Origin of the sequence: Shewanella eurypsychrophilus, from assembly GCF_007004545.3 — a bacterium.
GTDB lineage: Bacteria > Pseudomonadota > Gammaproteobacteria > Enterobacterales > Shewanellaceae > Shewanella > Shewanella eurypsychrophilus.
Genome location: NZ_CP045503.2, coordinates 3,124,998 through 3,148,922, shown reverse-complemented (window position 1 = coordinate 3,148,922; position 23,925 = coordinate 3,124,998). Strand labels below are relative to the sequence as shown.

The window sequence follows — 23,925 nt, the reverse complement described above, 5'->3', positions numbered from 1 at the left end:
TGTCAGCCAGGATTTGCAGACACATCGATGTCGGGTAGGCGGCACTTGGTAACAAGTGTCGTCTATCCGACTGAAGTGTTTTAGCCGGTCCCCCTCAACAGAAATTAGATAATTCATATTATCCTTAAATTGAACAGTTGCTATACTTTTATACCATTAACAAGGATCGTTAAGGGATAGCGTGGAGAACTCAGGCCTGAGCCTAATTTTGGTTGTTGTATGGCTTTTATGTATCGTTGGTTCGGTGATCTATAACTTTCTACCTGGCGACTGAGCAGCGAGAGCACTATCTGTTGCCAAGCTCTCTCGAACTCAACTTTTGTTCGTAGTTCAACTCCATCGAAGCATGTAGATAGCGGGGTAATTCAGCCATAAATGTTAAGGCAGTAGATCCCTTATATCACATCCCAACACTTCTGCTAATTGGTATGCTTTTTCGAGCGTGATATTGACTTCACCGCGCTCAACTCGGCCAGCATAGCTTCGATCAATATCTGCTAATAGAGCCAATTTATCTTGTGAAATGCCGAGTGTCTTGCGCTTATCACGCAATTTCGCACCAAATTGGATAGCTAAGTCTTTCATTTTTCACTCAGTTAAAGAGAAAGACTATCCAAAGTTGCGGCTTATAAAGCCACGGATTATAATCCGCATTATTAATATAAAGTTCTTCTGGCCCTGTGAGCTAGAAATAAAGAGCCTCTGACGAGAAAGTAATGTCAAAAATATCCATCAAAATTAACGCCCAACTAAACACTATTCTTCAGGATGAGAACTTCGACAATTTCCATGTAACACAGCTACGGGATGCATATCTAGCCAACTCTTCAGTAAGCCAAGATCTTGTTCAAGCTCGTAAGTATATTTACAGACAGATCCTTAGACTGGTTAAGAAGGGGTTACTGCTGAAAAAAGGAACTAAAAACTCCAAAAGAGTCGTGTACCAAAAGTCAGAACTATTTTATAAAACTAACTTCATCTGCCAAAGTACAAGTGAGGTTAAAGTGAATCGAGCCAAAGCAGTTACTGTGGGCACAAACACTGCTATCCAGCAGCTTGAAAATCGCCTTAAAGAATCTGAAGTTGATTTACTCACTAGCATTGGCGAGTCAGAAGAATATATGCGGTTGTATCAATCCTTCCCAGAGATGAAAGCGCACCTTGAATCCCAGTATGTACAAGCCCGTGAAAACAGCTCAAAACTCCTCGGCCAAATCAAAGCGATTAAGTCTGTTCTCGCTCATCAGCAAAAGTAACCTTAATGCATCTAAGACAATGGCAATCAGAGTGCGTCAATCGCGCTCTAGAGCACTTTAGTGACAAACATAAACACTTCCTTTGTTTGGCAACTCCAGGCGCTGGTAAAACGATTATGGCTTCAGAAGTCGCTATTCAGCTACTTGAGCAAGACCTTATCGATTTTGTACTTTGCTTTTCACCTTCGATAAATATATCGCAGGGTATTAAGCAAACTTTCTCGAAACGGCTGGAATGTCGTTTCGATGGCGTCATTGGTGCCGTTGGTTGCTCTTATACGTATCAAAGCATGCTGTCTTTCAAAGAGGATTTCTGGCAACTGTTAAAACAAAATCGGGTACTCGTGATATTTGACGAGATCCATCATTGCTCTGGCAGTTCTCTTGAAGATGCTAACGCCTGGGGGGAAGAGATCTTATTGAATATTCAAAGCCAAGCCGAATATACTTTAGCGTTAACTGGCACTCCATGGCGCTCAGATCAAGCACCGATAGCTTTATCTCGTTATATAGACCCAGACAATCAAATACAGTGTGATTATATCTACGGTTTAAGGGAAGCCGTTGCAGACGGTGTATGCCGAAGCCCAAAGATTGTATTAATCGATAATGAAAGAATTTCGGTTACTGACGAAGAAAATGAAACTAAGACGTTTAATTGCCTAGACGCTCTATTCAAAGGTTCATTAGTTACTTACCAATCGATCATTAAAAATGATGTAGCCATTCGGCACGCCCTAACGCTGGCGACTAACAAGCTCGACGACATTAGACTGCACAACCCTAATGCTGCTGGACTTGTCGTTGCATCATCAATCGAGCATGCCACATACATTCTGAATATGCTCAGAAATGAATATGCCCAAACTGCCGAAGTAGTTACCTATAAAGAAGATCTACCTTCACTTAAAATCAATGAGTTTAGGAACAGTACAACGAACTGGATTGTCAGTGTTGGCATGATAAGCGAAGGTACTGACATCCCGCGTTTGCAGGTGTGTTGCCACCTAAGCAGAGTTAAAACCGAACTCTATTTTAGGCAAGTACTCGGTAGGATATTACGAGTAAACAAGGCTATCAATCAGGAGGCTTGGCTATTTACTTTTGCAGCACCAAAGCTTGTAGAATTTGCAAATCGTATCGCTGAAGAAATACCTGATGTTCCCGTTATATTCAGAGAATCCAAAACTGCTTCAATCTCGTTAGAGCAGAGTGAAAGTGAAATAATACGAACGAGTACCCAACCTGAAAATGAGTACAACATTAGGTTTAGTACACCAGATTTAAATGAATCACACTTCCCCTTATTAACACCGTCAAACAATCAAAACCACACTTTGGCAAATTCGCCATCATTTGAAATTTTAGGTGGTTTTAGAGAGAGGGTTGTATCGACTTTTAACTCGCCATTTTGATGCATAGCCCTTATTTATGGTGTCACCATTTTGAAAAAACTCTCTGACTGTTATCATATTTGATAACAGTCATGTACAGCGTTATCAAATATGATAATGCTGTACATTTTGATTTTTATATTCGCTTTTTCATTGTTCTTAACAACACTGAGAGTAACTTTGAAAGGTATTTGCCTCTATAGGTGACTATTAGTTAGTAGATATAGACAGATTTATCTATCTCGTTTTTGCCCCAAAATTTGGTAGAAGCACCAGAGCAAGCTTTTTCAGTGCCTGAGCAATTGACCAAATTTTAGTAATTATACAGAGTGGCCACTATTACTACTTCAGATCATCTCACCAATTTCTGCATATAGTGTAGGGAGTAATTCGATTCGTTGATCTAGTGTTTTTAGTGGTCTGAGAAACAGTGGCGATTCAGATTGAGATTTCCAATCTCAGTTCGCTAAAAAAATATTTAACTCAGATTGGTACTTTAGGTTCGGGATCGATTAGCTTTGCAAAACACCAGTTAACAAGAGCGGAGAATAGTATGGTGGGTGAATTTACAGAGCTTAACGCATTTGAGTATTTGGAGGGGCAACTAAAGGAGGCGGCCGAGGGGAAAAGGCACCGTTCTGACTACGCGGTAATTAAGAGGCTTATAGAGCGGTATTCAGAAATAGAGCCACATGTAAAGGTGATGTATCAATCCCTAACAATTCCTCAAATGAATCGTTTCATTGATCTTGTAATAGACGCAGTGGCATTCGGAAATGAGAGCCAAGTAGAGGAAGTCAGAACGGCTCCAAAAGAGTTGAAAGCGATTAATGACAAAATTTCCAAGCTTGCATTTGAACTCGCGGAAGAACTGGATAAGAGAACTCAACTACATGAAAGCACTTCATTTACAAGCAACACTCACTATGCTCTATTCAAACTTATAGAAGATGCAGGACAATCAAATTACATGTTTGAAGGTTATTTAAAAGAATCGTTGAGAAATACTGTTGGCCCGTATGACCTAAGGTATTACCCATCCATTAGCCAAATAGTTACTCAACTTGGGATTGATGCTCAAAATGCCTCAATTGAGACGAGTTCAGAACTAGATCTGATTCTCACTAGAACCGAGCGCTCATCTAGTGCAGATCAAATCAGGGCAATATTAAGAACTGTGCAGTTTTCTGAAGAAAATGATGGAGACAATTGTTACTTTAAAATACCTGATGATTTTGAATTATCGAACCAAGCCATTGCCGCTTTTGCGAATGTCGCTTTTGATATTCCATTTGATAAGCTGGTTGATGATCTACAGGTAAGAAATGCCAAGCGGAAATATAAACGGCTTTGTGAAGAAGATTAATCCCTAAAGCTTAGGGACTAGATGTGCCATACATTTTTTGTAATGCCAGTAACTCGTCTACCCTATTAGGGTATTATCAATGTATAGTTAGTTATTAGGCTTCTGTTATGGCGAATGTTACCGTTTGGGCTAAATTCGACCATTCGACCATTCGACCATTCGACCATTCGATATGTGACTTGCGCATCTGAAGTGAATTGATTGAAATGTTCATACGTTTAAAGTGATGTGTGATTAATCTAACGGCGTTCTATATGTCAGTAATAGTATTGAATTCAAGTACACTCAAAGAGCTGTCTCTAAAAGCTGATGAGCTTTTGATAGCTCATGACCATGAGAGGCTAAAAGCACTCCTAGAGTCGCTTTTGGGCGTTGATTATTCATTTGAAAGTCTCCTTGATGAAGCTCAGTTTTACTACACATTGGGGAATTGCTCACAAGAACTTTTTAGTTACCACCAACTGGATTGGTTCTCTGATGAGTTAAGTAAATCCGTTATTTTTTTCAGGAAAGCTCTATACATCATTCGACAAATCGAGTTTCCAACTGATAATGAGCTAATTCTTCAAAGCTGCATCGAAACCAATTTAGGTAATAACCTAAGCTCTCAAGGTCGTGCTTTCTGCTGTATTCCATTGTGGGATAATGCATTAGCGACCACGAAAAACGCTGTATCCATTATATCAAAAGCAAACCATGGGCTTTTTCTTGCTAGTACGACTTACGATCCTAGTCATAAGCATTATCATTATTTTACTGCGTACAAACTCATCAACTTAGGTCTTGAAAGACTCGAACAACTCCATCCAGAACAAAGAATTGCATATTCAGAAGACAGCAATTTTATGAATTTTAAAGCATGGTTCGAAGATACTTATAAACTTGAAGATTTTGATTATTTTGATTCTTTTGAAGAAGAGGTTGAGACAAGAAAACACGGGAACTATTTAAAATGGTGTGGTGATAACAAGCTTTTTATAAATGATTTAAACGATGTTAGCGAGTCTGAAATTGTCTATCAAGACATTATGACTTTACCCTCTTTTTCTCAACAAATTAACACAACTTTATCGATGCATGAAGAACTTGTATATCATGGGAATTTCGATGAGTTAAAGAATGATTATTGCTACGCACGCTATTTGTTTTTCTCGGCGAAAGACATGCCCAATGATTATGAACATTTCTTTAACAAAACATATCCACACGTTGAGGATATGTCGCACTCCATCACCAATCTAAAAGCCAGTCATTACAAAAGTGCATTCAGATCGCTTTATTCTCTCTTTGATAAAGTCGCTTATTTTATCAACCGTTTTTTTGGTCTAAATGATATCGAGCATGATCATAAAATAAGCTTTGACAGTATCTTTAGGGAACTGAAAGGTAGTAAGAACTGGAAACCGCACAGTAAGCTTAAAAACAGCCAGAATTGCTTTATCCATGCGCTATTCTATATTCTCAAAGACATCCGAGATGTGAAAGACTCAACTTCAGTTAGTCGTTGGCTCGATCCTGATGCAAAGGCGTTTTCTGAGATTAGAAATGCTATAGAGCATCGTTCTTTAAAGATTGTTGATGATTTTGGTTATACCTTAATTCAATCAGATGTCGCTTTTAAGCAATCGCAACTTGAAATGCTTAATAGTGAGATAGAAGGCTTTGAAATACAACTTCAGGAGCTATATGGTAAAATATCTTCAGCGAAAAAGACGCAGAATGACGCTCTTAAAGCAGAATTGGAAACTAAAAAACAATCAGTCTACAAATACTTAGAGCGAGCAAAATCAAAAATCGATGAGCAACTAAAGCTTTCAAGTCATTCAGTGCTGATCAAAGAGAGTGAGTTTGAATCAAGGCTTATGACGTTGATGAAGCTGGCTCGAAGCTCGATTATGTACCTTTCGCTTGCTATCCATGTCGAAGAGAAAAACAAGCCTGATAAAGGTGTATTAATGATTCCTAAAGAAGTGCCTTTAAAATAGTAATTGACCCTGTAAGTAGATTAACCAGATTTTCCTAGACGAGTAACGCGCATTCTTGGAATAAACTTAAGCTATCGCTACACCTCAGCTTGTTGACGTCTAATACTCAACTAACTAAATCTGTAACTAACTGATGTTTATTCCTGAATTTGATGGCTTGCACGTTTGTGCCCCAAAGTCATTTAGCCTTAGATTTGAGACAAGTATCTTTTGGCAGTAATTTATCTATTTTTCTAATGGCTAATTATGTAATTAACTTTGTATTGTGTATTAGCTAACAACTGTTAATGGGACGACGTGGTATATAAAGCTTTTTCTTTGTTCAGCTAAAGATCCGTCGCCGATATCTCGTAAAGCCCGTAATTCTCAATTTTTATCATGGTTCATGAGTGAAGCTAGATGACGGGTTTCGTTCGCGTAGCTTTTTGCTCGCTCAACATCTTCCTTCATGGCTTCAATAGCTTCCCAGGCTTTTGGGTCGGTGAAGACCTTTTCAACATTTCTAACGAGTACAAACAGGTTCCAAGCTGCGATTAGCACTAAGTCTTGGAAAGGCTCATCGATGTACGCATCCCCAGCAGCCTTCTTCCTATCCTCCCCATGCCATCGAGGATTTTTCAGGAAGCTAGGAACACTGTCGGGTCCAAAGGACAGCAGATAGCCATGAACAAGGCTATTGCGGTATTCATTCAGATCTCTTGCGGCATGTGCTGCTACTTTTAGGATGGCATTGCATTTGTCAGTCAGCTTGGGGTTCCCATCGCCTAACATTTTAAACTGAGCTGCGGTGTTCATCTTTTCAGTAAAAGGGCGTTCACCTTCTACTTTTATTTCACGCAATGCCCACAGTGATCGCTCGAGCGTAGTTTCAAACAGACCATAGACTGTAATAAATGACCCTATCATCATAAGGTGGGTTGGCTGGAGACCAAGGCTTATTAATCGAGTTTGGATCTCTAAAGATTTTGTTGGATAGTCATATGGCATAAAAGCCCCCCGTATGAATAATATTCAGCTGTTCACGAAAAGTTGCAATGCTACTTTATTATCAAGGTTCAAGTTTTACCAACACTTTTATCCTCCAGTATCAGGGTGGAATGTAGTGGTATAGTCATCAACTACTTGCAGGCATCTGTTTGTGCTCTTAGCTAAAATCTTTCTTATGAAATACAGCTAAAATGGGATACTATATGCCCTGTAAGATATTGATTACAGGGACGAACAAGTGCATATTACCAAGTTAAACCTAGTCAACTACCGTAACTTCAAGAACGTTAAGCTTCAATTTAATAAAGGTATCAACACTGTAATTGGTGAGAATGCATCGGGTAAGACTAACTTATTTCGAGCAATGAGATTGTTGCTTGATAACTCAATGCCTCGCTCTTCGACAAAACTATCAGAAGGTGATTTCTGTAGATCGTTAGGTAGTTGGAAAGGTCACTGGATTATTATAAGTTCCGAATTTCATGATATCTCTAATGATGAAACTAGTCAGTCATTGTTTCTCCACGGCAACGGGAATATTGAAGGTGAAGAAGAGGTAGTAACCAAGGCAACTTATAACCTAATATTTAGGCCTAAAGCTCATATACGCCAAGCTCTTTCAATACTTTCCGAAGGTGATTCAACAGCTCTAGAAGAGTATTTAAGCGATATTTCGATAGATGACTATGAAACGGTTTTAACTGGTAAAAGCACAGCAAATTTTACTGACCCAGAAATATACAAAGCTATTGTTGGTGACTTTGATGCTGTTGTTTTTCCTAGTGAATTAAACAACCCAGATGTTGGTGTACGTCTACCATATATCCTTAATATGCCTAATGAGGTTTCATTTACTTTCATTAAAGCATTGAGAGATGTGGTTTCAGATTTCCACAATAATAGAACCAACCCCCTGTTAACACTGCTAAAAAACAAGTCAGGTGACATATCCCAAGAGGACTTTCAACCAATAGCTGATTTGATCGGAACACTAAATGAACATATTGAAGGTCTGTCTGACGTTTGTGATATTAGAGATGACATCACGTCGACGGTAGGTGACACAGTTGGAGATACCTATTCTCCAAACTCTATTTCCATTCGCTCAAGCTTAACTGATGATTCAGACCAGTTATTCCAATCCCTAAAGCTTTTTGTCGCGGAGTCAAATGATGAGCATGAAGGTGCTATTCATGAAATGAGTTTAGGTGGCGCGAATCTTTTATACCTTACGTTGAAACTTTTAGAGTTCAAGTATCAAAAAGCTAATCAATCTATCGCTAACTTCTTGTTGATCGAGGAGCCAGAAGCTCATATCCACACTCATATACAAAAGTCATTATTCGATAATATCAATTACGATAACACTCAAATCATATACTCGACCCACTCATCACATATTTCTGAAGTAAGTAATATAAAAAACATGAATATTATTGGTCTTGTTGATGGAAATTGTGAGGTCTTCCAGCCTGCTACGGGACTTAGTGATCTACAATCTGGATTTGTTCAACGTTATCTTGATGCAATTCGCAGCAATCTATTATTTGCCCGAAGTGTCATTTTAGTTGAAGGGGATGCTGAAGAAATCCTAATTCCAGTTCTGTTTAAAAAGGTAACAGGTTTAAGCTTAGATGAAATGGGGATCAGTCTTGTTAATATAAGAAGTACTGGATTTGACAATATCGCATTGCTCTTTAGTGATGAACGCATTAAGAAGCGTTGTAGTATTATCACTGATCTCGATGCCACTTTTTTTGATACCACAATCCTAGATACAGATAGTGATCCTTTAAAGAAAAAAAAGAAAAAAGCCAAAGGCTCTGAAGAATCAGGACAAAGCCGAAAACTGGCGCTTGATGCATTCTGCATAGATAACCAATGGTTAAAACCTTTCTACGCAGATCATACCTTTGAAGTTGATTTCATTAAATCCTCAAATAGTTCATACCTAAAGAAGATAGTTAATGATGTTTACGTTGATTCTGCCACAAAAGTAACAGCTAAAGAGGAACTGTCTGAGCCAGACATTGCTATTTCTGGGATGAGAGCATTAACAATGGCAAATCATCAAGGTAAGGGCTGGTTTGCTATTACTCTTGGTAAGGCTATTAACTTTAAAGTAGTAATTCCTGCGTACATCTTTGAAGCTATCAAATTCTCGCATGGTGAATTTAAGCCCGAACTTGTTTTTAAGATACTATCCCATCGGTATGAAACAATAGTCGCGCATGTTGCTGAAGGTACAACACATATGAGAACAGCTGAAGCGACGGGTAATCTAGTTCTCAAAACAAAGTGGGAAACGTATCTAGCACCTTATGAAGCGGGAATTGAAGTATTTAGATCTAAGTGGGGTGCATTTGACTTAATGATTGATGATATAGACGACATTAAATCTGAATTTATAGCTGATTTCCCAACAGTAAATAATCACTTCTTAGAAAGGATCTAGTGATGTTTGTATGGGATAAAGATGATCTTAATGATGAACAGGTCGCTGCTATTCGCGAGCGGAGTAACGTATTTCTTGAGGCATGTCCTGGTAGTGGTAAAACACGCACATTAACGTACAAAATCGCTCTTGAATTGTCGAATTTGACGGATGCAAAAAAATGGATTATATCAATTACATATACGAATCGAGCGGCTGATGAGATTCGTGAAAGGATTGAATTATTGGGGGTTGATACCTCTCAATTATGGATAGGGACTATTCATGCTTTTTGCTTAGAGTGGATTATAAAGCCTTATGGAATATACCATGACAAACTAAAAAATGGGTTCAAGATTGTTAACTCGTATGACAGTGAAGATCTTATAACCAATATTTGTCTTGGATTACGCCCTCAACGCATCAACTACTATCAATGTACTCACTATTACACTCCTCGAGGTATACACTTTATGGGGTCGGGTGGGAGTCTAGCTACCAGTGTTTTGGAAGCTTATCATCAACACCTGGACAAGAATCATCAAATAGATTTTGAACAGATATTATACTTCTCTTATGAACTTTTGAGTAATAAGGTGGCTATATCAAAGATATTATCGAATCTATTTTCTTACGTTTTTATAGACGAGTATCAAGATACTAAAGAGATTCAGTACTCAATTGTAGCAAGCATAATGAAAGCTAATCCTAGTAAAGTTAAAACATTTATAGTCGGTGACCCAAATCAAGCTATATATACGTCATTAGGTGGTTATGCTATATCCCATACAGAACTTGAATCTTTAACTGAAGCTCCGTTCATCAAAATGTCTTTGGACAAAAATTATAGAAGCTCCCGAGGAATTATAGAGTACTATCGAAATTACAATGTCAGCCCGAGTGTAACTAGTGCAGAAGGTAAAGATAAAGACTATCAGAGCACGATAACTTATGATCAAGTCACGCACAAAGATGATTTGGTTGAACAGGTTAGCTTCTATATTGAGCACAATATCGATACCTGTGGGATTCCGGAAAACAATATTTGTGTTATCGCACCTTGGTGGACGCACTTAGCTGCACTGACTCGCAACCTAGTTCTTCGCTTGCCTCAATATAGTTTTGATGGACCCGGTTTAGTACCGTTCTCTCGAGACCTTGAGAATTTTTGGTACAAACTTACGAGAATTATCCTCACAGAGCCTTCCCCTAGCATGTATGTTAAGCGTCTAAGGTGGGCATCTGAAATGCTATATGATTTAGAGATAGCAATGGTGGATATTGATTCTTTTACCTCGAAAGATCTCCTTAAATCCATTAACTCTATTTCAATTGATGAGGAAGATGGAATTGCTTATCTTCGTACCTTCTTCTATGAGCTATTCGAAAGCTTAGGGTTCGATTATTCGCTTTATCCGATGCTCCAAGAGCACTATGAATCTTTCTTTAGCAGTACCGAAGACCGAATAATCAGACTCCGCAGAGACAGTGAGGATTTTGCTACAGATATAGAGGCATTTCGCCGAGCATTTAAGCCTAGAAGTGGAATAAAGGTGTCAACAATACATGGGGTTAAAGGTGGTGAATATGACGCAGTTATATCATTCGGTCTGCTTGAAGGGTTAGTACCTAACTTCAATGATTCTTCAGATGAAAGTGCTAAAAAACTCTTATATGTTATTGGCTCTAGGGCTAGGAAAAACCTACACTTGCTCTCTGAAAGAGGGAGAATGACAGGCTTTAGTCCAAATCAAACTGAACGCACTCCTACAGAGGTTCTTCGATGTGTTCAATATTCCTATGATGATTTGGCCTAATAGCTGTAGTGGTGTAGTGGGTGACTGAAATTAGCCACAAGTTTAGAAATGATTTGAATACTTTGCAGTAGAGGTTATCCGAATTATCTGTGTCTTATTGGTTTTGTGATCACACTAAGCAACTATTGCCCCGATGCGAGTTAGTGGTAGCATTTCTACGATTTCAGTATTAACCTTTTCGCAATACTTTTTCTCATCAGCTGAAGAGGTAATTCTTTCTGTTTAGCGACAACTCTTTAGTTAACCTGTGCTTGTGTTTATATACAGTATTATTGGTTTTTTGCGGATATCTACCGAATTTTGCGTATTAAGCTGGGATAGGATTATTGCCTGTAACTGGCAGGTGGCATTGCTGTGGGAATAGAAAAATATCTATGTAAAATAGGATGATAATTGGTTTTGTTTCGGGTAATCTACTGGTTAATAAATCGACTAAAATGATGCTGACAAGTGAGCAATCGCCACAGTTATCGCGGAAGTCCAACAAGGCGAACAATGAGACGATATTTTGGCCTTTACGGGGGCTTTTTTTAGGATAAAACATCGGCTCATTATCTAAAGCGTTAGCAATCATAGGAAGTAACAATGCCTAAAGACTGGGAGTCAACTTTTACTCATTGGGCAAAAGGCCCCGCTGCTACTGAGTCTGAGCGTTGTGAAAATGCGATTAGAGCATTGAAGAATGCAATAGCGCAAAGTGATGCTTTGAAAAATAGGAACACAGAAATTATTTTACAGGGTTCCTATCGAAATAGAGTTAATGTTCGACAAGATAGTGATGTAGACCTCGGTATCATTTGTCGAGATACTTTCTATTATCACTTGCCACAAGGAATTACTAAAGAAGGTGCTAGCATTACACCCGCAATATATCAATTTGCTGAATATAAAAATGATGTTGAAAATGCACTGGTCAATTACTTTGGTCGTAGCGAAGTTACAAGAGGAAATAAAGCTTTTGATATAAAAGCGAATTCATATCGAGTGGAAGCGGATTTGGCTCCGTTTTTCGAATATAGACATTACTGGGATGGAAGTCGATATGCTGAAGGGGTTAAGCTCCTTTCTGATTCAGGGAAAGAAGTGATTAATTACCCGGAACAACATTATAGTAATGGGGTTGCGAAAAATGATAATACAAGCAGGCGATATAAAAGATGCGTTAGGATTCTTAAAAACCTTAAAAACCTTAAAAACAAGATGGAGGAAGATGGGTATAATTCTGCAAAGGAAATTCCTGGTTTTCTTATAGAGTGCTTGGTTTTTAACGTCCCAGATGAAAACTTTAGTAGCTCTACTTATGTACCTTTAGTTCGTTCGGCACTTGCCTATATTTATAATAACACTCGACCATCTGACGACTGCTCTAAATGGACTGAGGTAAATAATATAAAGTATCTTTTTCATAGTTCGCAACCATGGACAAAGGCAGAAACCCATCAATTTATATCTAATGCATGGGACTATATTGGCTATGAATAAATCCAATGCTAAAACATATATATGGGTAATAGTGATTTCAACTATTGCTATTTGGGCTGCGGTTCTTTTAGTCTTCGAGATAGAATTAACAGGATCAGTTGAAGCATTAAAAAAGCTGCCCTTAGTAGTAACCATAGAGACGGGTATTTGGCTGGTATTTACACAATGGGCATGGAAACAAAATTTTTTTCAATCATGGCTAGTTGCAGAACCCATATTAGAGGGCACTTGGAAGGGTACATTAAAATCTACGTGGGTAAACCCTGAGACAGGGGGCGATCCAGATCCAATCCCTATAGTTTTTTCCATAAAACAAGACTTTTACAATATAAGTTGCAGCATCTACACGCAGGAATCTTCAAGCCATAGCTACTTTGGGCGAATTTATATAGATGAATCTAACGATGTAAAAAGATTTATTTATACTTATACCAATAAACCTAAAGCCTCTGTTAGGCATAGAAGTGAGTATCATGATGGCAGTGCCAACCTTAGAATTATTGGTGGCTCTCAAAATAAGATGGAAGGAGATTACTGGACAACAAGAAAATCTACAGGTGATATTGAAATAGAGTTTGTTCAGAAGAAACTTGTAAGTAGTTTTAGTGAGGTTGAGTAAATGCTTAATCAGGTAGCCGGAGGTATCTAGCCTCCAGCCCCCACACCACCCTGCATGCGGCTCCGCACTAGGAGGTAGGGCGAAGCAGGATGCCAAAGCCGAAGGCGGTTCATTTAGAACGACTAATCTAAACTGTCTGGTTAGCTTCTTTGCTTCGAGAGTAAACTGCGATCTATCCATCTCTCAGTGCTTGCTGTATTCGTGGTCAAATATTTTAACAAGAGTTGAGCTTCGCCATGGGCCTTTACTTGTGATCCCACAAGCAACTGCTGATTGGATCCTGACACCACGTTTCAGCACTTTTAGTTGCGAGAGCGTATCTTAGTCCTTGGCTTTCGCCACTGACGCCACTTTTTATAACCCCAAGTCACGTACGAACTCGAAGACGGATTCAGTAGTCACTCACTCTAAACAATATGCGACACACACTAGCTACGCTTGCAGACCCCGCCAACTCACCTCTAGCCTACGCCTTATATGATGTTCTTGTTCATCAACTCGCACTCTTAATGAGTAGAAAGGCTAGCGGCTTCCTCTGGATCAATCCTCACGGATAAGCCCTTGCCATTCGCTAGTAGTTAACGTTTAATAACAGTATGTTATTTAAACGGTGATCTTCCTACAGAGGACTTTTACCTCATTAGTTCATGCCCATGCTGGGCGTACACAAGTTACTAAATAAGGAAGCTACTTCGTAGTTTCTATTAGTAATGCGTTAGCATTCAATACAAAGTCAACGCGTTGGGAGCAACTTAATGATGGATTCAGCTTTAATTTTTGCAACAATAGTCCAGTTATTTGGGGTATGGCGTGCTGAGCGGCAAATAGTAGGTGAGGACGATAACTTAGACATAAATGAACTACTTTCTTGGATGAGAACTCACCGTTTTGATGACCTGGCTGATGCTATTGAAAGTAATAGCTCATTGTTAGAAGACCTTAAAAATGAAAGTGAAAATATCAACTCCAAATTAGATCAGGTTTTACAGATTCTGTCAGGTGGGGACATTAATATAGACATCTCTCCTGAAATGATCGAATTTATGAATTGGATAAAGCCTGAGGAAACGACTGTATCAGTTGCAATAAACGGATCTCTAGTCAATGCCATGGTTCGGTGTGTAGATGAGAAATTGGAAGGCTTAACCATTCTAGGTAACCTTGGTCGACGACAGCTTATGGGAATAAAGCTTGGAGATTATATCCCAATGGAAGTCGAAGATGACGATTGGGCAATGATGAAAGATGATTTAGAGACTCTATGGAATGCAGATGTCTTTGAGTGTGATTATGAGTTGGAATACGATAGATACTTGGTAAAAAGAAAACTTGAAGAGTTAGTAGAAAGGACTCTTAGAGAACACGTAGAGTAATCCGAAAATGAATGCTAACTAATTTGTAAATAAGGACAAATTTTAGCTACGCATTTTGTGTTGCCGCTGCGCGTCAGTATCACACAAACTGCTCCACAAAAATTAGCCTGTTACAAAGACGTTGGTAACTACCCTAATTCGTAATCTCACTTTTACCCAATAGCTCGGCTATTGGGTAAAAGTGATGGCGTCGTCCAGGTGATCGGGGGAGCAGATAAAGGGGTCGGAACTAATTAGGGATTTCGAATAAAACTAAGATACTTTTTCTAATCAATGTCAGATTAACTAGACTCAATTGTAACCCTCCCCCAAAATGAGTTGGAGCATCTGATTTCCTACGCTCTATGCTGTTTGGTTTCCCCTACTTTTTCTTATCGAGCTTCTAGACGTTTCTCTAAAAACTGTTTTTTCATACAGTGTTATTGGCATTTCAGAAAAATCGAGCACGGTTTGCACAGAAGTGCTGCACGGTTTGTGAGCATGAATGTTGAATAAATCTCGATAAAACAGTAGTCTAGATTTTACTCGAAAATAGATAACACGCAAGGGAGGCATGATAACGCGCATGCACGCTTTGCTTGTAAAGTTATCTAGACGAAACCATGTAAGCGTTTGAGAACCAAAGGTAAGCCAGTGCACGATTTATACTGGTCGGAGATGATAAACAACGCAACGCATAAATACTAAGACGTTATATTTTTTGAGAGAAGGATTCACATTGAGTAATAAGCCAATAGATCTAGAACGACTTGTCCATGAATCTCTTGAGCAGTTAGGTTGGGAGGCCGATGCTAAAAAGATTGCGGAGAGAGTTCAGAGGCTTAACATTGGTCTTCCCCTAGAAGATGAGTTTTCGATAATTTGTGGCTGGCTAGGTCATTGCAACCTCATTCATAAGTTAGATCAACAACAGTTTCCCGGATCTTCAAAAGATACATTCCAAGTCCCAGATTTACTCGCTAATTTCTCAATTAGAGATGGAGGGCCGTGCACAGTATTAATAGAAGTTAAATCTTCTAAAAAAAATGTAATGTCCTTTAGGCCTGACTATGTTTCAAAGTTAAGAGCTTATGGTGAGCTGTTAGGGTTACCTGTACTTATTGCATGGAAGAAAATGGGTATTTGGTCACTAGTTTCTTTAGATGCGTTCTCAAAAGCAAAAAAGAATTATAATTTAAACTTTAATGATGCCATGAGAAATAGCCTTTTAAGTAAAATTGCAGGTGATTTCTCTTATACACCACGAGAGAAATCAGGTGTTCATATAAGCTTCAAAAAAGAAAAGCTGGTGGAGACCATTGAGGTCGATAATGGTGTTCAGGAAAAGTGGCATATGGTTATCGATGATGTCTATTTTACAAATGGTGATGGAGATAGGTTGAAAGAATTATCTCCTATCGCACAGCAGTTATTTCACTCTTGGGATTTAACTACAACAGAAACGCATTCTGACTCCCATGTGTTAATGCACAATGTTGTAGAAGAGCAGTCCTCTCTTTTTGCACATATGGCATTAACTCGGTTGCTATCTTTCCATGGCCGAGAAGATGAGGTTCATTGGCGTCATCACCTTGGTGAGCATTCTGCATTGTCGAATATTCAAGATTATAGAAAAGGCATTGAGGAAAATTTACATGCTGGGATTGTTCGATATATATTCGATATTGAACCTGCTAACATGCCCATTTTTTTAAAATGAAATATAACCAGCAGCTGCAAACTGTCACTTTCTGTGCAAAAAAGCCGCACGAAAATCGCCAGCTTGCTACGCAGTTGAGCTGGGCGTTAGGCAAAACCATATGCTTTTGAGTGTAATGTAAAGTAGAATAGCGCAATTTAGACGAAGACGAAAATATATGATTTATATAACAATTGATGGTGATGATATTGGTCAGATGATTGCATCATCATATTTTAAAAATGACCTAAACGAGCTTTCAAGAATCAACCAAGTGGTAAATGAAAAAACGTCATTAATCTCTGACTTTCTAAGCACTCAAGGTTTCAACATAATATTTTGTGCCGCAGATGGCGTTGCTGGCTATTCAGAAGGTGAAACTGTTGATGAAATAACTTTATTTGAAGAAATTAAGTCTATAGCAGAACCTGAATTACACTTCTCTGCTGGTATTGGGGCAACGTTACAGGAGTCATATATTGCACTACTTTCGGCTAAAAGCAGTGGTAAGTGCTGTCTACATAAATTTTCGGTTTTAAATTAATATGTTTAGGATTATTAACTTTAAGTCACTGTTACGATACGTGGCAATGATAACAACAATAATAAGTATTGGTGCTTATGAGTTTTTACAAAGCTATTGGATCAACGACCTATCTATTGTAAAGGTAGTCAGCATAGCCCCATGGGTGGCATTTCTTATAATCATTGCTATTACAACTAACTTTTTTGCTAGGCCAATTTGGAAGTTATTCAAAAAAGTTAACCCTGCTTTATATCCTGATCTAAACGGTACATGGGAAGGTGAAATTACAACTCAAACTGGATTAGTAATATCTGTTCGAGTGTTAATTAAGCAAACACTATTGGAAACACAAATAAATATCCATACTGAAACTTCAAAATCTCTTACTCTGGAAACTACTCCAACTATCGAGGGAGGAGAACCTAAACTTTATTATATGTATCGATCCATTCCAAAGGATCCTGACTGGAGTTCATATATAGGTTCTACTATTTTTGATATTCGTAAAGTTGATAATGATCCTCAAAGTGCACTGGAATTGTCAGGGTCCTATTTTACAGATAGAAAAAGTACGGGAAGAATTAGGTTTAAACAAATAAGCACTGACGTAGATCAGGATGTGTCCTTCTACTGATCGGATACTTTTGCCAAACAAGGCGCTTAAACTGAACTAAAATAGTTGGTTACGTTTCGCTTCACATTTTAACCCACTATTTAAGTCCGCTTAGCGCGGCGTTATCGCACATCTAGGTGGCATACTTTTCCTAACTAAGACCTCATGAGTTAGAGCTAAATCACTAGCTCATTTATGTCCGTGCGACCTGAAGTCGTATGAAGCGCTGTTCACCGCGATAAGAGTGAACCATCTGTATCACCAGATGCCCCTAAGACTCTGAATAAAGCAGATAATTAGACTCCCCACACTTAACCCTGTGGTGTACCTTACATTTGTATCATCACATGTTGGAGTCCATTATGAAAAATACTATTGTTGGTGTCGATTTAGCGAAGAAAGTAATTCAAGTTTGTAAAACTACAAACCGTACAGTGCGTTCTAATGAAGAAATGACACCTGATGAATTTATCTTATTCCTTGCTAACTCAAAACCTATGACGGTGGTATTTGAAGCTTGCGGAACATCAAGTTATTGGAAACAGCAAGCCTTACTTTACGGGCACGACGCCAAGCTTATTTCTGCCAAACTCGTCGCCTCAGTGAGGCCATCCCAAAAAACGGACAAGAATGATGCTTTAGCGATTGTTCAAACTGCTTTGCTGCCCGATGTTAATTTCATTTCAGGGAAATCAATCGAGCAGCAACAACTTCAGTCAACGATGCGTTTAAGAGAGCTTTGCAGTAAGCAAAAAACAGCGCTCAGCAACCAACTTATTGCATTATTAGCCGAGTTTAATATCAACTCAAGCAATCGTAACGGTGGTTTACGGGGCGCGATAGAATCGACCCTTGAAGATGCTGGCAATGGTTTCTCACATGAATTTAGAAAAGCACTAGATGAGGCCTGGAAACTGTATTTAACGGTCGCAGAAACACTTGTAACCTATGATGAATGCCTAGAAGCATCAATTGAAACCCATCCTGAATGCAAAAAGTTACTGAAACTAGAAGGTGTTGGGCCAATAAATGCTATCAATTTGTATATTGCTTTGGGCTGTGCAGAATTAGGTTGTTTTACTAGAGGAAAAGATGCTTCCGCTTGTATAGGGTTAACCCCTCTGCAACATTCTAGCGGAGGTAAAAGCAAGTTAGGCTCGATAGGTAAACATGTTAAAAACACTGTGATACGAAGTCAGCTAATCACTGGCGCGGCAGCGAGTGTTAGGCACGTTATTAAACGGGAAGCTAAAACTTGTAAAGAAAAATGGATACAAGACTTAGTCGATAGGCGTGGCATAAAGTGCGCCGCGGTGGCCTTGGCTAATAAAACCGTAAGAACCGCTTTTGCAATGTTAACTCAAGGTACTGAATACAAGGCCAATATGATATTGACCTCTTAACGCGTTCAAACAATAAAATGCTTAATCGAAGATGAAAATCAACCAGTAAAAACAGTGACTCGCAAAGAGCATTAAGCTCGTAAAGTAGATTTGTTTACTGGTCCGCGTAAATATCATAGAGCCTGGGTTCGCTACCCTATTAGAGCTCGTACATAAGCACGCATTAATTCATCGATAACACATTTTGTTGTTGACAGTGGGGAGTCTACATAAGCGAGTCTGACAATGTAACGAAGTCCATTGGACGGGAACAGAATCGTGAGAGGATGTTCCTCCTGATAACCACAATCGGGTAAGTGCTAGGGTGTCAGTATGATGAACGTAAGTGAATCCATTTAAGGTGCGTTATATGAGAAACAGCGGAAGTGGTTAATACGCTGTGGCCAAAAGGCACGAGAGTTGGAAAGAGATTGGACAGTGCTCTTTCGTGATCAAATAACTCTTCGCACTATAGTGGGCATCTACCCTGACATTGCGCAACATACGGAACAGGGTAAGCCTGTATTGCTCCCTTTGGGGAAAGTTATCTGTGAAGATAGCCGATAGTGGTGCAGGTAAAGGAGGCTGGAGAAAGCCAATGCTGCATTGTAATGATGCAGATACAGGCCTTGTGTCTGGCACGAAAGTGAGCCGACTTCCAGCTGGTCTCCCGTTGCAAGAAAATTAGAAGAGCTTTGTTAATGGAGAAACGCAAATGATGACTTCGATTGAAGTTAGTGCCTCTCCTTGCTTTGCTCAATGATAATCCAAAGATTGGAAAGTCATAGAGCAGAAAGTATCAAAGCTTCAAGTTAGTATTGCAAAGGTAACCCCTGTGGTTACCGGGTAACATAGTACGCCTTAGTGGAGGCTTGAGCCGTATGCAGTGAAAGTTGCACGTACGGTTCTTAGGAGAGCGGCACTTGGTAACAGGTGCCGCTTATCCGACAAAAACGAGTTAGTGATTAGCTGGGGGCTCGTTAGCGGGGGCTCGAAATTAGTTAGCTTTATGCTTGGAACATATCGGTCTGGAATTCAGCCTTCTTATTATGAAGTCCACGGTCTTCCAACCACGAGTAAAATCTACTTCTAGTAATCGAAACACCGCGTTCGTTTAGTTTTCTTAGGATTTCAGCTTTGGAGGTCTTGGTGTCGAGGAGGTTCAATATAAACGCCGTATGCTCATCAAGCCTGGACTTAACCTTCTGTCCTTTCTGACGGCCAGATGATAGCCCTTTGGCCTTTCGTTTAGCGTGACCGGCTTTGGCTCGTTCAGAGCGTTTCTGAGCCTCTACAGCGCTGGCAAAAGACTGCCCAATAACTGTAAAAATGATTTCAGCATTATCAACGTTCTCAGAATTAATGATGGTGTCGTTGTATGCCAAATGCAGCTCACCGTATGAGGCTATCTGGCCGATAGCGCCGACCAACTCCATAACCTTGTGGCGACCCAGCCGTGTGATATCCGATACAATGATGCTTTGTTGAGAGATAATGAGGGAAGATAACTTCCGCTCACTAAGTTCTGTCTTGGTGGCAGACACATGTTCTTCTATCCAATCCGATATTTGTATGCCACGTTTAGCGGCGTACGCCTTGATAGCTTCTCTTTGTGATTCGCCATCGGCTCTTTTTGAATCTGATACTCGAATGTAGCCAATCATGCCTGCCCCCAAGTTGAGAGTTAATTGCTCATGGACGGTTATTTGCTGTTTAGGTAGTCCAATACAACTTCATGGTGGTCTTTGGTTTTGAACTTGTTAAACACATGCTCAAGGTTGCCAGACTCATCAATCAGAAAGCTTGTTCTTACAACGCCCATGTTTTCACGGCCCATGAACTTTTTGAGTTGCCAGACACCGTACTTCTCACACACTTCGTGCTCTTCATCGGCTAGCAGAGTGAAGTTCAGCTCTTGCTTGTTGATAAAGTTCGTCAGCTTTTTCGGGGTGTCTGGGCTTAAACCAAGAACAACCACGTTGTGAGCATCTAACTCAGCTTTAGTGTCACGCAACCCTTGAGCCTGAACTGTGCAGCCTGGCGTTGAAGCGCGTGGGTAGAAGTAGAGCAGGACCTTCTTTCCTTGAAGCTCAGATAGCTTCACTGGGTTATTATCTTGGTCATTTAGGGTGAAATCTGGTGCAGTTTGTCCGGCTTCGATTGCCATTGGTTTTGTCCTTACTGTCTCAAATAATGGTATGTGGCGTAGCTTTGTTCACTACGTCCTATTTAGTGCATTTATATTACGTTAGAGTTTACATTTTTAACGTTAATTCAGTGTCCTGTCTAGTGATCACACTAAACAGGATGCTTTTATCTAAAATCGCCTTTGATAAGGTTATCAGGCCTTGCTTTGGTGACCTTATCCATTGCCTTCTCTCGCTCACTTTCATGCAGCATCTCCATGAGTTCCTGAACCATTTTTATATGGTTGGCTGCTTGTCTAGCTAACGCTTTCTCATGGCTTCTTGAGAGGTCTAAGTATTCCTTTTTTTTCTTATTGGCTTGAGTTCTTTCGCTTTTAAGTTTTTTAACTTCTGTTTGTAAAACTTCAACAGGTGATGTACTTGAGCCGTCATGTGCTGCACGAGCTTCAAGTGACTTATTCTTCACCATTATTTGAACGTCTTCATGCCTGCGAAGTGCACCCACAGAAAGTCCAGCTTCTTTCTCAACGGTACTATTGTTGATTTTTAGCTTACCTTCTCGGGCTTTCTTCCTTAGTTCTCGGTTTTCTGGTTTACCCTCTAACAGGCGCTCTAGGGCATTTATGAGCTTATTCTTAGTTGCTTGTGTCATTACGCAGTCACTCCGCAGGGTATCAGCAGGTCTTGAACTTCTTGAGGTATTACAACGGGTTCATAGCTGATATCTAGGTCTTTCATAATGCGTTCAGCAGCCGTGATTTTGATATACACTTCTGACGCTGTTTGAGGCGTTAATTCATCATGCTCAATGTCCCATAGCATATGAATTTCAGCTTCCTTGCGCTTAGCTTCGGCAAAAACGGCATCGACAATATAGTCGTTCTTACAGTCTACACATTCTAATAGGTTTACTTGTGTACGTAGGCTACAACCTGTTGAAGTGCAGTAAACGCCAGGGGCGACGGCGTGGATGTGGCGCTTTTGATCTCGGATTTGCTTTTTCCAGTAGTTGACCGAGAGCATGTCGTTATCGACCTTATCTTTAAACAGGTTACGCTCAGCCTTCATCATGTTTTTGGCAAACTCTTTGCCCTTGCCGCCAGCGACACGCTCTTTGTTTGCTAGCTTCTTGTAGATGTTGAGGTACACCTGCGCTTTTTGATCAATCCTTTCTTCATCAATGGCGTGAGCCAAGCTTTTCTTTTGCTTTCTTATTTTCTGGAATTTACTGGCATTCTTAGCGTAATGGCGTGTCATCGCCATCGATACATGGCTGAACTGCTGCTTGAGTTGGGGGAACGCACAAAGCTCGAAGCCGATTAGATAGTAGGCAAACGAGCGACGCAGCTGATGTCCTGAGAAGTTATAGTCATCTCCCACATTAAACGAAAGGTTAGGGTCGGAAACTTTCAAATCAATCACATCATCATTGGTTAGGGCAAGATTTTCCCCTAGTGCGCCTTCAAACCAATCCGTTAGATGCTTTCCTAATTGTTGTTTCTTAACTGCACCACAGTCCTCTTTTGTCTTGTGAAAAAATGCTTGGCTATCAGGGTGACGCTGTCTAAGTGGCGAATGTAGCGCTTGCAGTATCTCGTAAGCCTTTTTGCCGACCTCTGTAGTGACAAACTCATCCTGTTTTGACTGAGAGCCTTTGGTGGTTTTTGAGAGGTCTGCATGAATAACGTGAATGGTTTGCCCTGATATGGTCTCTATTGTGCACCCATTTGCAGTATGTAGGTGAAAGGTTTCATCAGAGCGCATGCCTGTGCGGGACATTAACGCCCAGAGGCAACCACCATTGAGTTGTTTAAATAATGATTGCGCCTTTACAAGTCCGGTTATCTTCCTGTTGCCAACCCTCAATGTTTGCTCAGGGTGGAATTTGTCGATGTATTCATTCCTGAACGAAGGTTTGTGCTTTTTGAGCAGTTCAAGGATCGATTCTTGTGACGGGTTATTGAGTGCAAGAAAAGCAGCTTGAAAGGCTATTTTCTTTTCCACCTGACTTTTATTTGCTGAAGATATATACCACTGAAGCACGCCATTTTTCAGCTTTGCCTCATCGCTGACAAGGTAGTTTGCATATCCTATATAGGTTTTATCAAAGTAGGTGGCAATGTAATTAGATAGTTTGCTCAGTTCGTCACGAATGGGGTACAGCTCTTTCACTAATGCTTCTGATTGTTGAAGTCCCAAATAGTATAGTCGCTGCGGGATAACCGTGTACTGCTCGCTCTCTTTAATGGCTAAACCAAAATCTGAGGCAGATAACGTTTTGTTAAGGCTAACATTAAACGGAAGTCGTGTTGCCTCAACGTACAGTTTGTTAAGTAGTGAATAGGTACTTTGTCGTTCGAAGTCCAAATCGGTAACATCACCTAATACCAAAGCCTCTAACAGCTCAAAATTTAATACCTCAAAGCTATTGTGACCTTCATTCAGTAGAACTGTGGCGACTTTCTTTAACCCAGCGATAGCAGACACAATGCTCCCAAAAGAATAATCTTTGGGTGAGAGCCACATCATACTCAATGCCAATGCCTTCAATTGGTTTGTCAGGTTGCGCTCCATCACCTTTCCGTCTAGAAAGAAATCTAGAGTATCCGTTTTGGTAGCATTAGACTCAAAGAACGGTTGGAGCTGACACCAAGCGTTGTTGTCCCCAATTTTACCCAGTGACTCACCTGTGACGCTAAAACCAAGATCTAGCGCTTCAAAATCATCCCACTCGCCCGATTTAATAGCAGGCTCTAACACATCCTTCAGGTAATTTGTGTAGCTTCCAACGTGATTTTGTGCGCTTAACAGGGCATCTTGTTGGCCAATGTTGTACTTAGGTAGCTTTATCATGATTGGTTCCCAA

20 protein-coding genes are annotated in these 23,925 nt (G+C 39.9%); 14 read left to right on the top strand and 6 right to left on the bottom strand.

What is annotated here, in order from left to right; all coding sequences use genetic code 11:
* Nucleotides 1-378: 378 nt before the first annotated feature.
* Entirely contained in the window at nt 379-585 is a 207-nt protein-coding gene (locus FM038_RS13310; protein WP_142870995.1) for a helix-turn-helix domain-containing protein, read from the bottom strand.
* A gap of 131 nt (nt 586-716) precedes the next feature.
* On the opposite strand from FM038_RS13310, the gene FM038_RS13305 reads away from it, so the two are divergent.
* The 4 genes from FM038_RS13305 (at nt 717) to FM038_RS13290 (ending at nt 6,001) form a co-directional block, all read left to right on the top strand.
* Complete coding sequence (locus FM038_RS13305; RefSeq protein ID WP_142870994.1) at nt 717-1,256, top strand: response regulator; 540 nt, start codon at nt 717-719, stop codon at nt 1,254-1,256.
* A gap of 5 nt (nt 1,257-1,261) precedes the next feature.
* Complete coding sequence (locus FM038_RS13300) at nt 1,262-2,671, top strand: DEAD/DEAH box helicase (protein ID WP_195873025.1); 1,410 nt, start codon at nt 1,262-1,264, stop codon at nt 2,669-2,671.
* Between the two features lie 409 nt (nt 2,672-3,080).
* Nucleotides 3,081-4,016 (top strand): hypothetical protein, encoded by a 936-nt coding sequence (locus FM038_RS13295; RefSeq protein WP_223292862.1) that lies wholly within the window; start codon nt 3,081-3,083, stop codon nt 4,014-4,016.
* A 254-nt stretch (nt 4,017-4,270) separates the two neighbouring features.
* Nucleotides 4,271-6,001 carry an LA2681 family HEPN domain-containing protein gene (locus FM038_RS13290; protein ID WP_199242694.1) on the top strand — a complete coding sequence of 577 codons (1,731 nt, stop codon included), beginning with the start codon at nt 4,271-4,273 and terminating at the stop codon, nt 5,999-6,001.
* 366 nt (nt 6,002-6,367) lie between these two features.
* Here FM038_RS13290 and FM038_RS13285 read toward each other — a convergent pair whose 3' ends face one another.
* Entirely contained in the window at nt 6,368-6,988 is a 621-nt protein-coding gene (locus tag FM038_RS13285) for a hypothetical protein (RefSeq protein ID WP_142870993.1), read from the bottom strand.
* 238 nt (nt 6,989-7,226) lie between these two features.
* Here FM038_RS13285 and FM038_RS13280 point away from each other — a divergent pair, with 238 nt between their 5' ends.
* From FM038_RS13280 to FM038_RS13235, 10 genes are all read left to right on the top strand, one after another.
* Nucleotides 7,227-9,443 (top strand): ATP-dependent nuclease, encoded by a 2,217-nt coding sequence (locus FM038_RS13280; protein WP_199242693.1) that lies wholly within the window; start codon nt 7,227-7,229, stop codon nt 9,441-9,443.
* A gap of 2 nt (nt 9,444-9,445) precedes the next feature.
* Entirely contained in the window at nt 9,446-11,239 is a 1,794-nt protein-coding gene (locus FM038_RS13275; protein ID WP_142870992.1) for a UvrD-helicase domain-containing protein, read from the top strand.
* A 585-nt stretch (nt 11,240-11,824) separates the two neighbouring features.
* Nucleotides 11,825-12,721: a nucleotidyltransferase domain-containing protein gene (locus FM038_RS13270; protein ID WP_142870991.1), complete on the top strand. Its 897-nt coding sequence runs from the start codon at nt 11,825-11,827 to the stop codon at nt 12,719-12,721.
* Nucleotides 12,714-13,340 (top strand): Cap15 family cyclic dinucleotide receptor domain-containing protein, encoded by a 627-nt coding sequence (locus tag FM038_RS13265; protein ID WP_142870990.1) that lies wholly within the window; start codon nt 12,714-12,716, stop codon nt 13,338-13,340. The genes FM038_RS13270 and FM038_RS13265 overlap by 8 nt, the downstream gene beginning before the upstream one ends.
* A gap of 755 nt (nt 13,341-14,095) precedes the next feature.
* Nucleotides 14,096-14,713, top strand: a complete 618-nt coding sequence (locus tag FM038_RS13260) for a hypothetical protein (RefSeq protein WP_142870989.1) — start codon at nt 14,096-14,098, stop codon at nt 14,711-14,713.
* Between the two features lie 718 nt (nt 14,714-15,431).
* The gene (locus tag FM038_RS13255) at nt 15,432-16,412 is read left to right on the top strand and encodes a hypothetical protein (protein WP_142870988.1); all 981 of its coding nucleotides are present in this window, start codon (nt 15,432-15,434) and stop codon (nt 16,410-16,412) included.
* A gap of 157 nt (nt 16,413-16,569) precedes the next feature.
* The gene (locus FM038_RS13250) at nt 16,570-16,935 is read left to right on the top strand and encodes a mCpol domain-containing protein (protein WP_142870987.1); all 366 of its coding nucleotides are present in this window, start codon (nt 16,570-16,572) and stop codon (nt 16,933-16,935) included.
* Nucleotides 16,936-16,981: 46 nt separating this feature from the next.
* Complete coding sequence (locus tag FM038_RS13245; RefSeq protein ID WP_199242692.1) at nt 16,982-17,551, top strand: Cap15 family cyclic dinucleotide receptor domain-containing protein; 570 nt, start codon at nt 16,982-16,984, stop codon at nt 17,549-17,551.
* A 341-nt stretch (nt 17,552-17,892) separates the two neighbouring features.
* A complete protein-coding gene (locus tag FM038_RS13240) occupies nt 17,893-18,933 on the top strand; it encodes an IS110 family RNA-guided transposase (protein ID WP_142870985.1) in 1,041 nt (346 codons plus the stop codon).
* A gap of 529 nt (nt 18,934-19,462) precedes the next feature.
* On the top strand, nt 19,463-19,600 hold the full coding sequence (locus FM038_RS13235; protein WP_185965686.1) for a hypothetical protein: 138 nt from the start codon (nt 19,463-19,465) through the stop codon (nt 19,598-19,600).
* 319 nt (nt 19,601-19,919) lie between these two features.
* Here FM038_RS13235 and FM038_RS13230 read toward each other — a convergent pair whose 3' ends face one another.
* The 4 genes from FM038_RS13230 to FM038_RS13215 form a co-directional block, all read right to left on the bottom strand.
* Nucleotides 19,920-20,576 (bottom strand): recombinase family protein, encoded by a 657-nt coding sequence (locus FM038_RS13230; protein WP_142870983.1) that lies wholly within the window; start codon nt 20,574-20,576, stop codon nt 19,920-19,922.
* Nucleotides 20,577-20,614: 38 nt separating this feature from the next.
* Nucleotides 20,615-21,079: a thioredoxin-dependent thiol peroxidase gene (bcp, locus tag FM038_RS13225; RefSeq protein ID WP_142870982.1), complete on the bottom strand. Its 465-nt coding sequence runs from the start codon at nt 21,077-21,079 to the stop codon at nt 20,615-20,617.
* Nucleotides 21,080-21,225: 146 nt separating this feature from the next.
* Complete coding sequence (locus FM038_RS13220; protein WP_142870981.1) at nt 21,226-21,711, bottom strand: bacterioferritin comigratory protein; 486 nt, start codon at nt 21,709-21,711, stop codon at nt 21,226-21,228.
* Nucleotides 21,711-23,912 carry a tyrosine-type recombinase/integrase gene (locus FM038_RS13215; protein ID WP_142870980.1) on the bottom strand — a complete coding sequence of 734 codons (2,202 nt, stop codon included), beginning with the start codon at nt 23,910-23,912 and terminating at the stop codon, nt 21,711-21,713. Before FM038_RS13215 ends, FM038_RS13220 begins: the two co-directional genes overlap by 1 nt.
* Nucleotides 23,913-23,925: the final 13 nt, after the last annotated feature.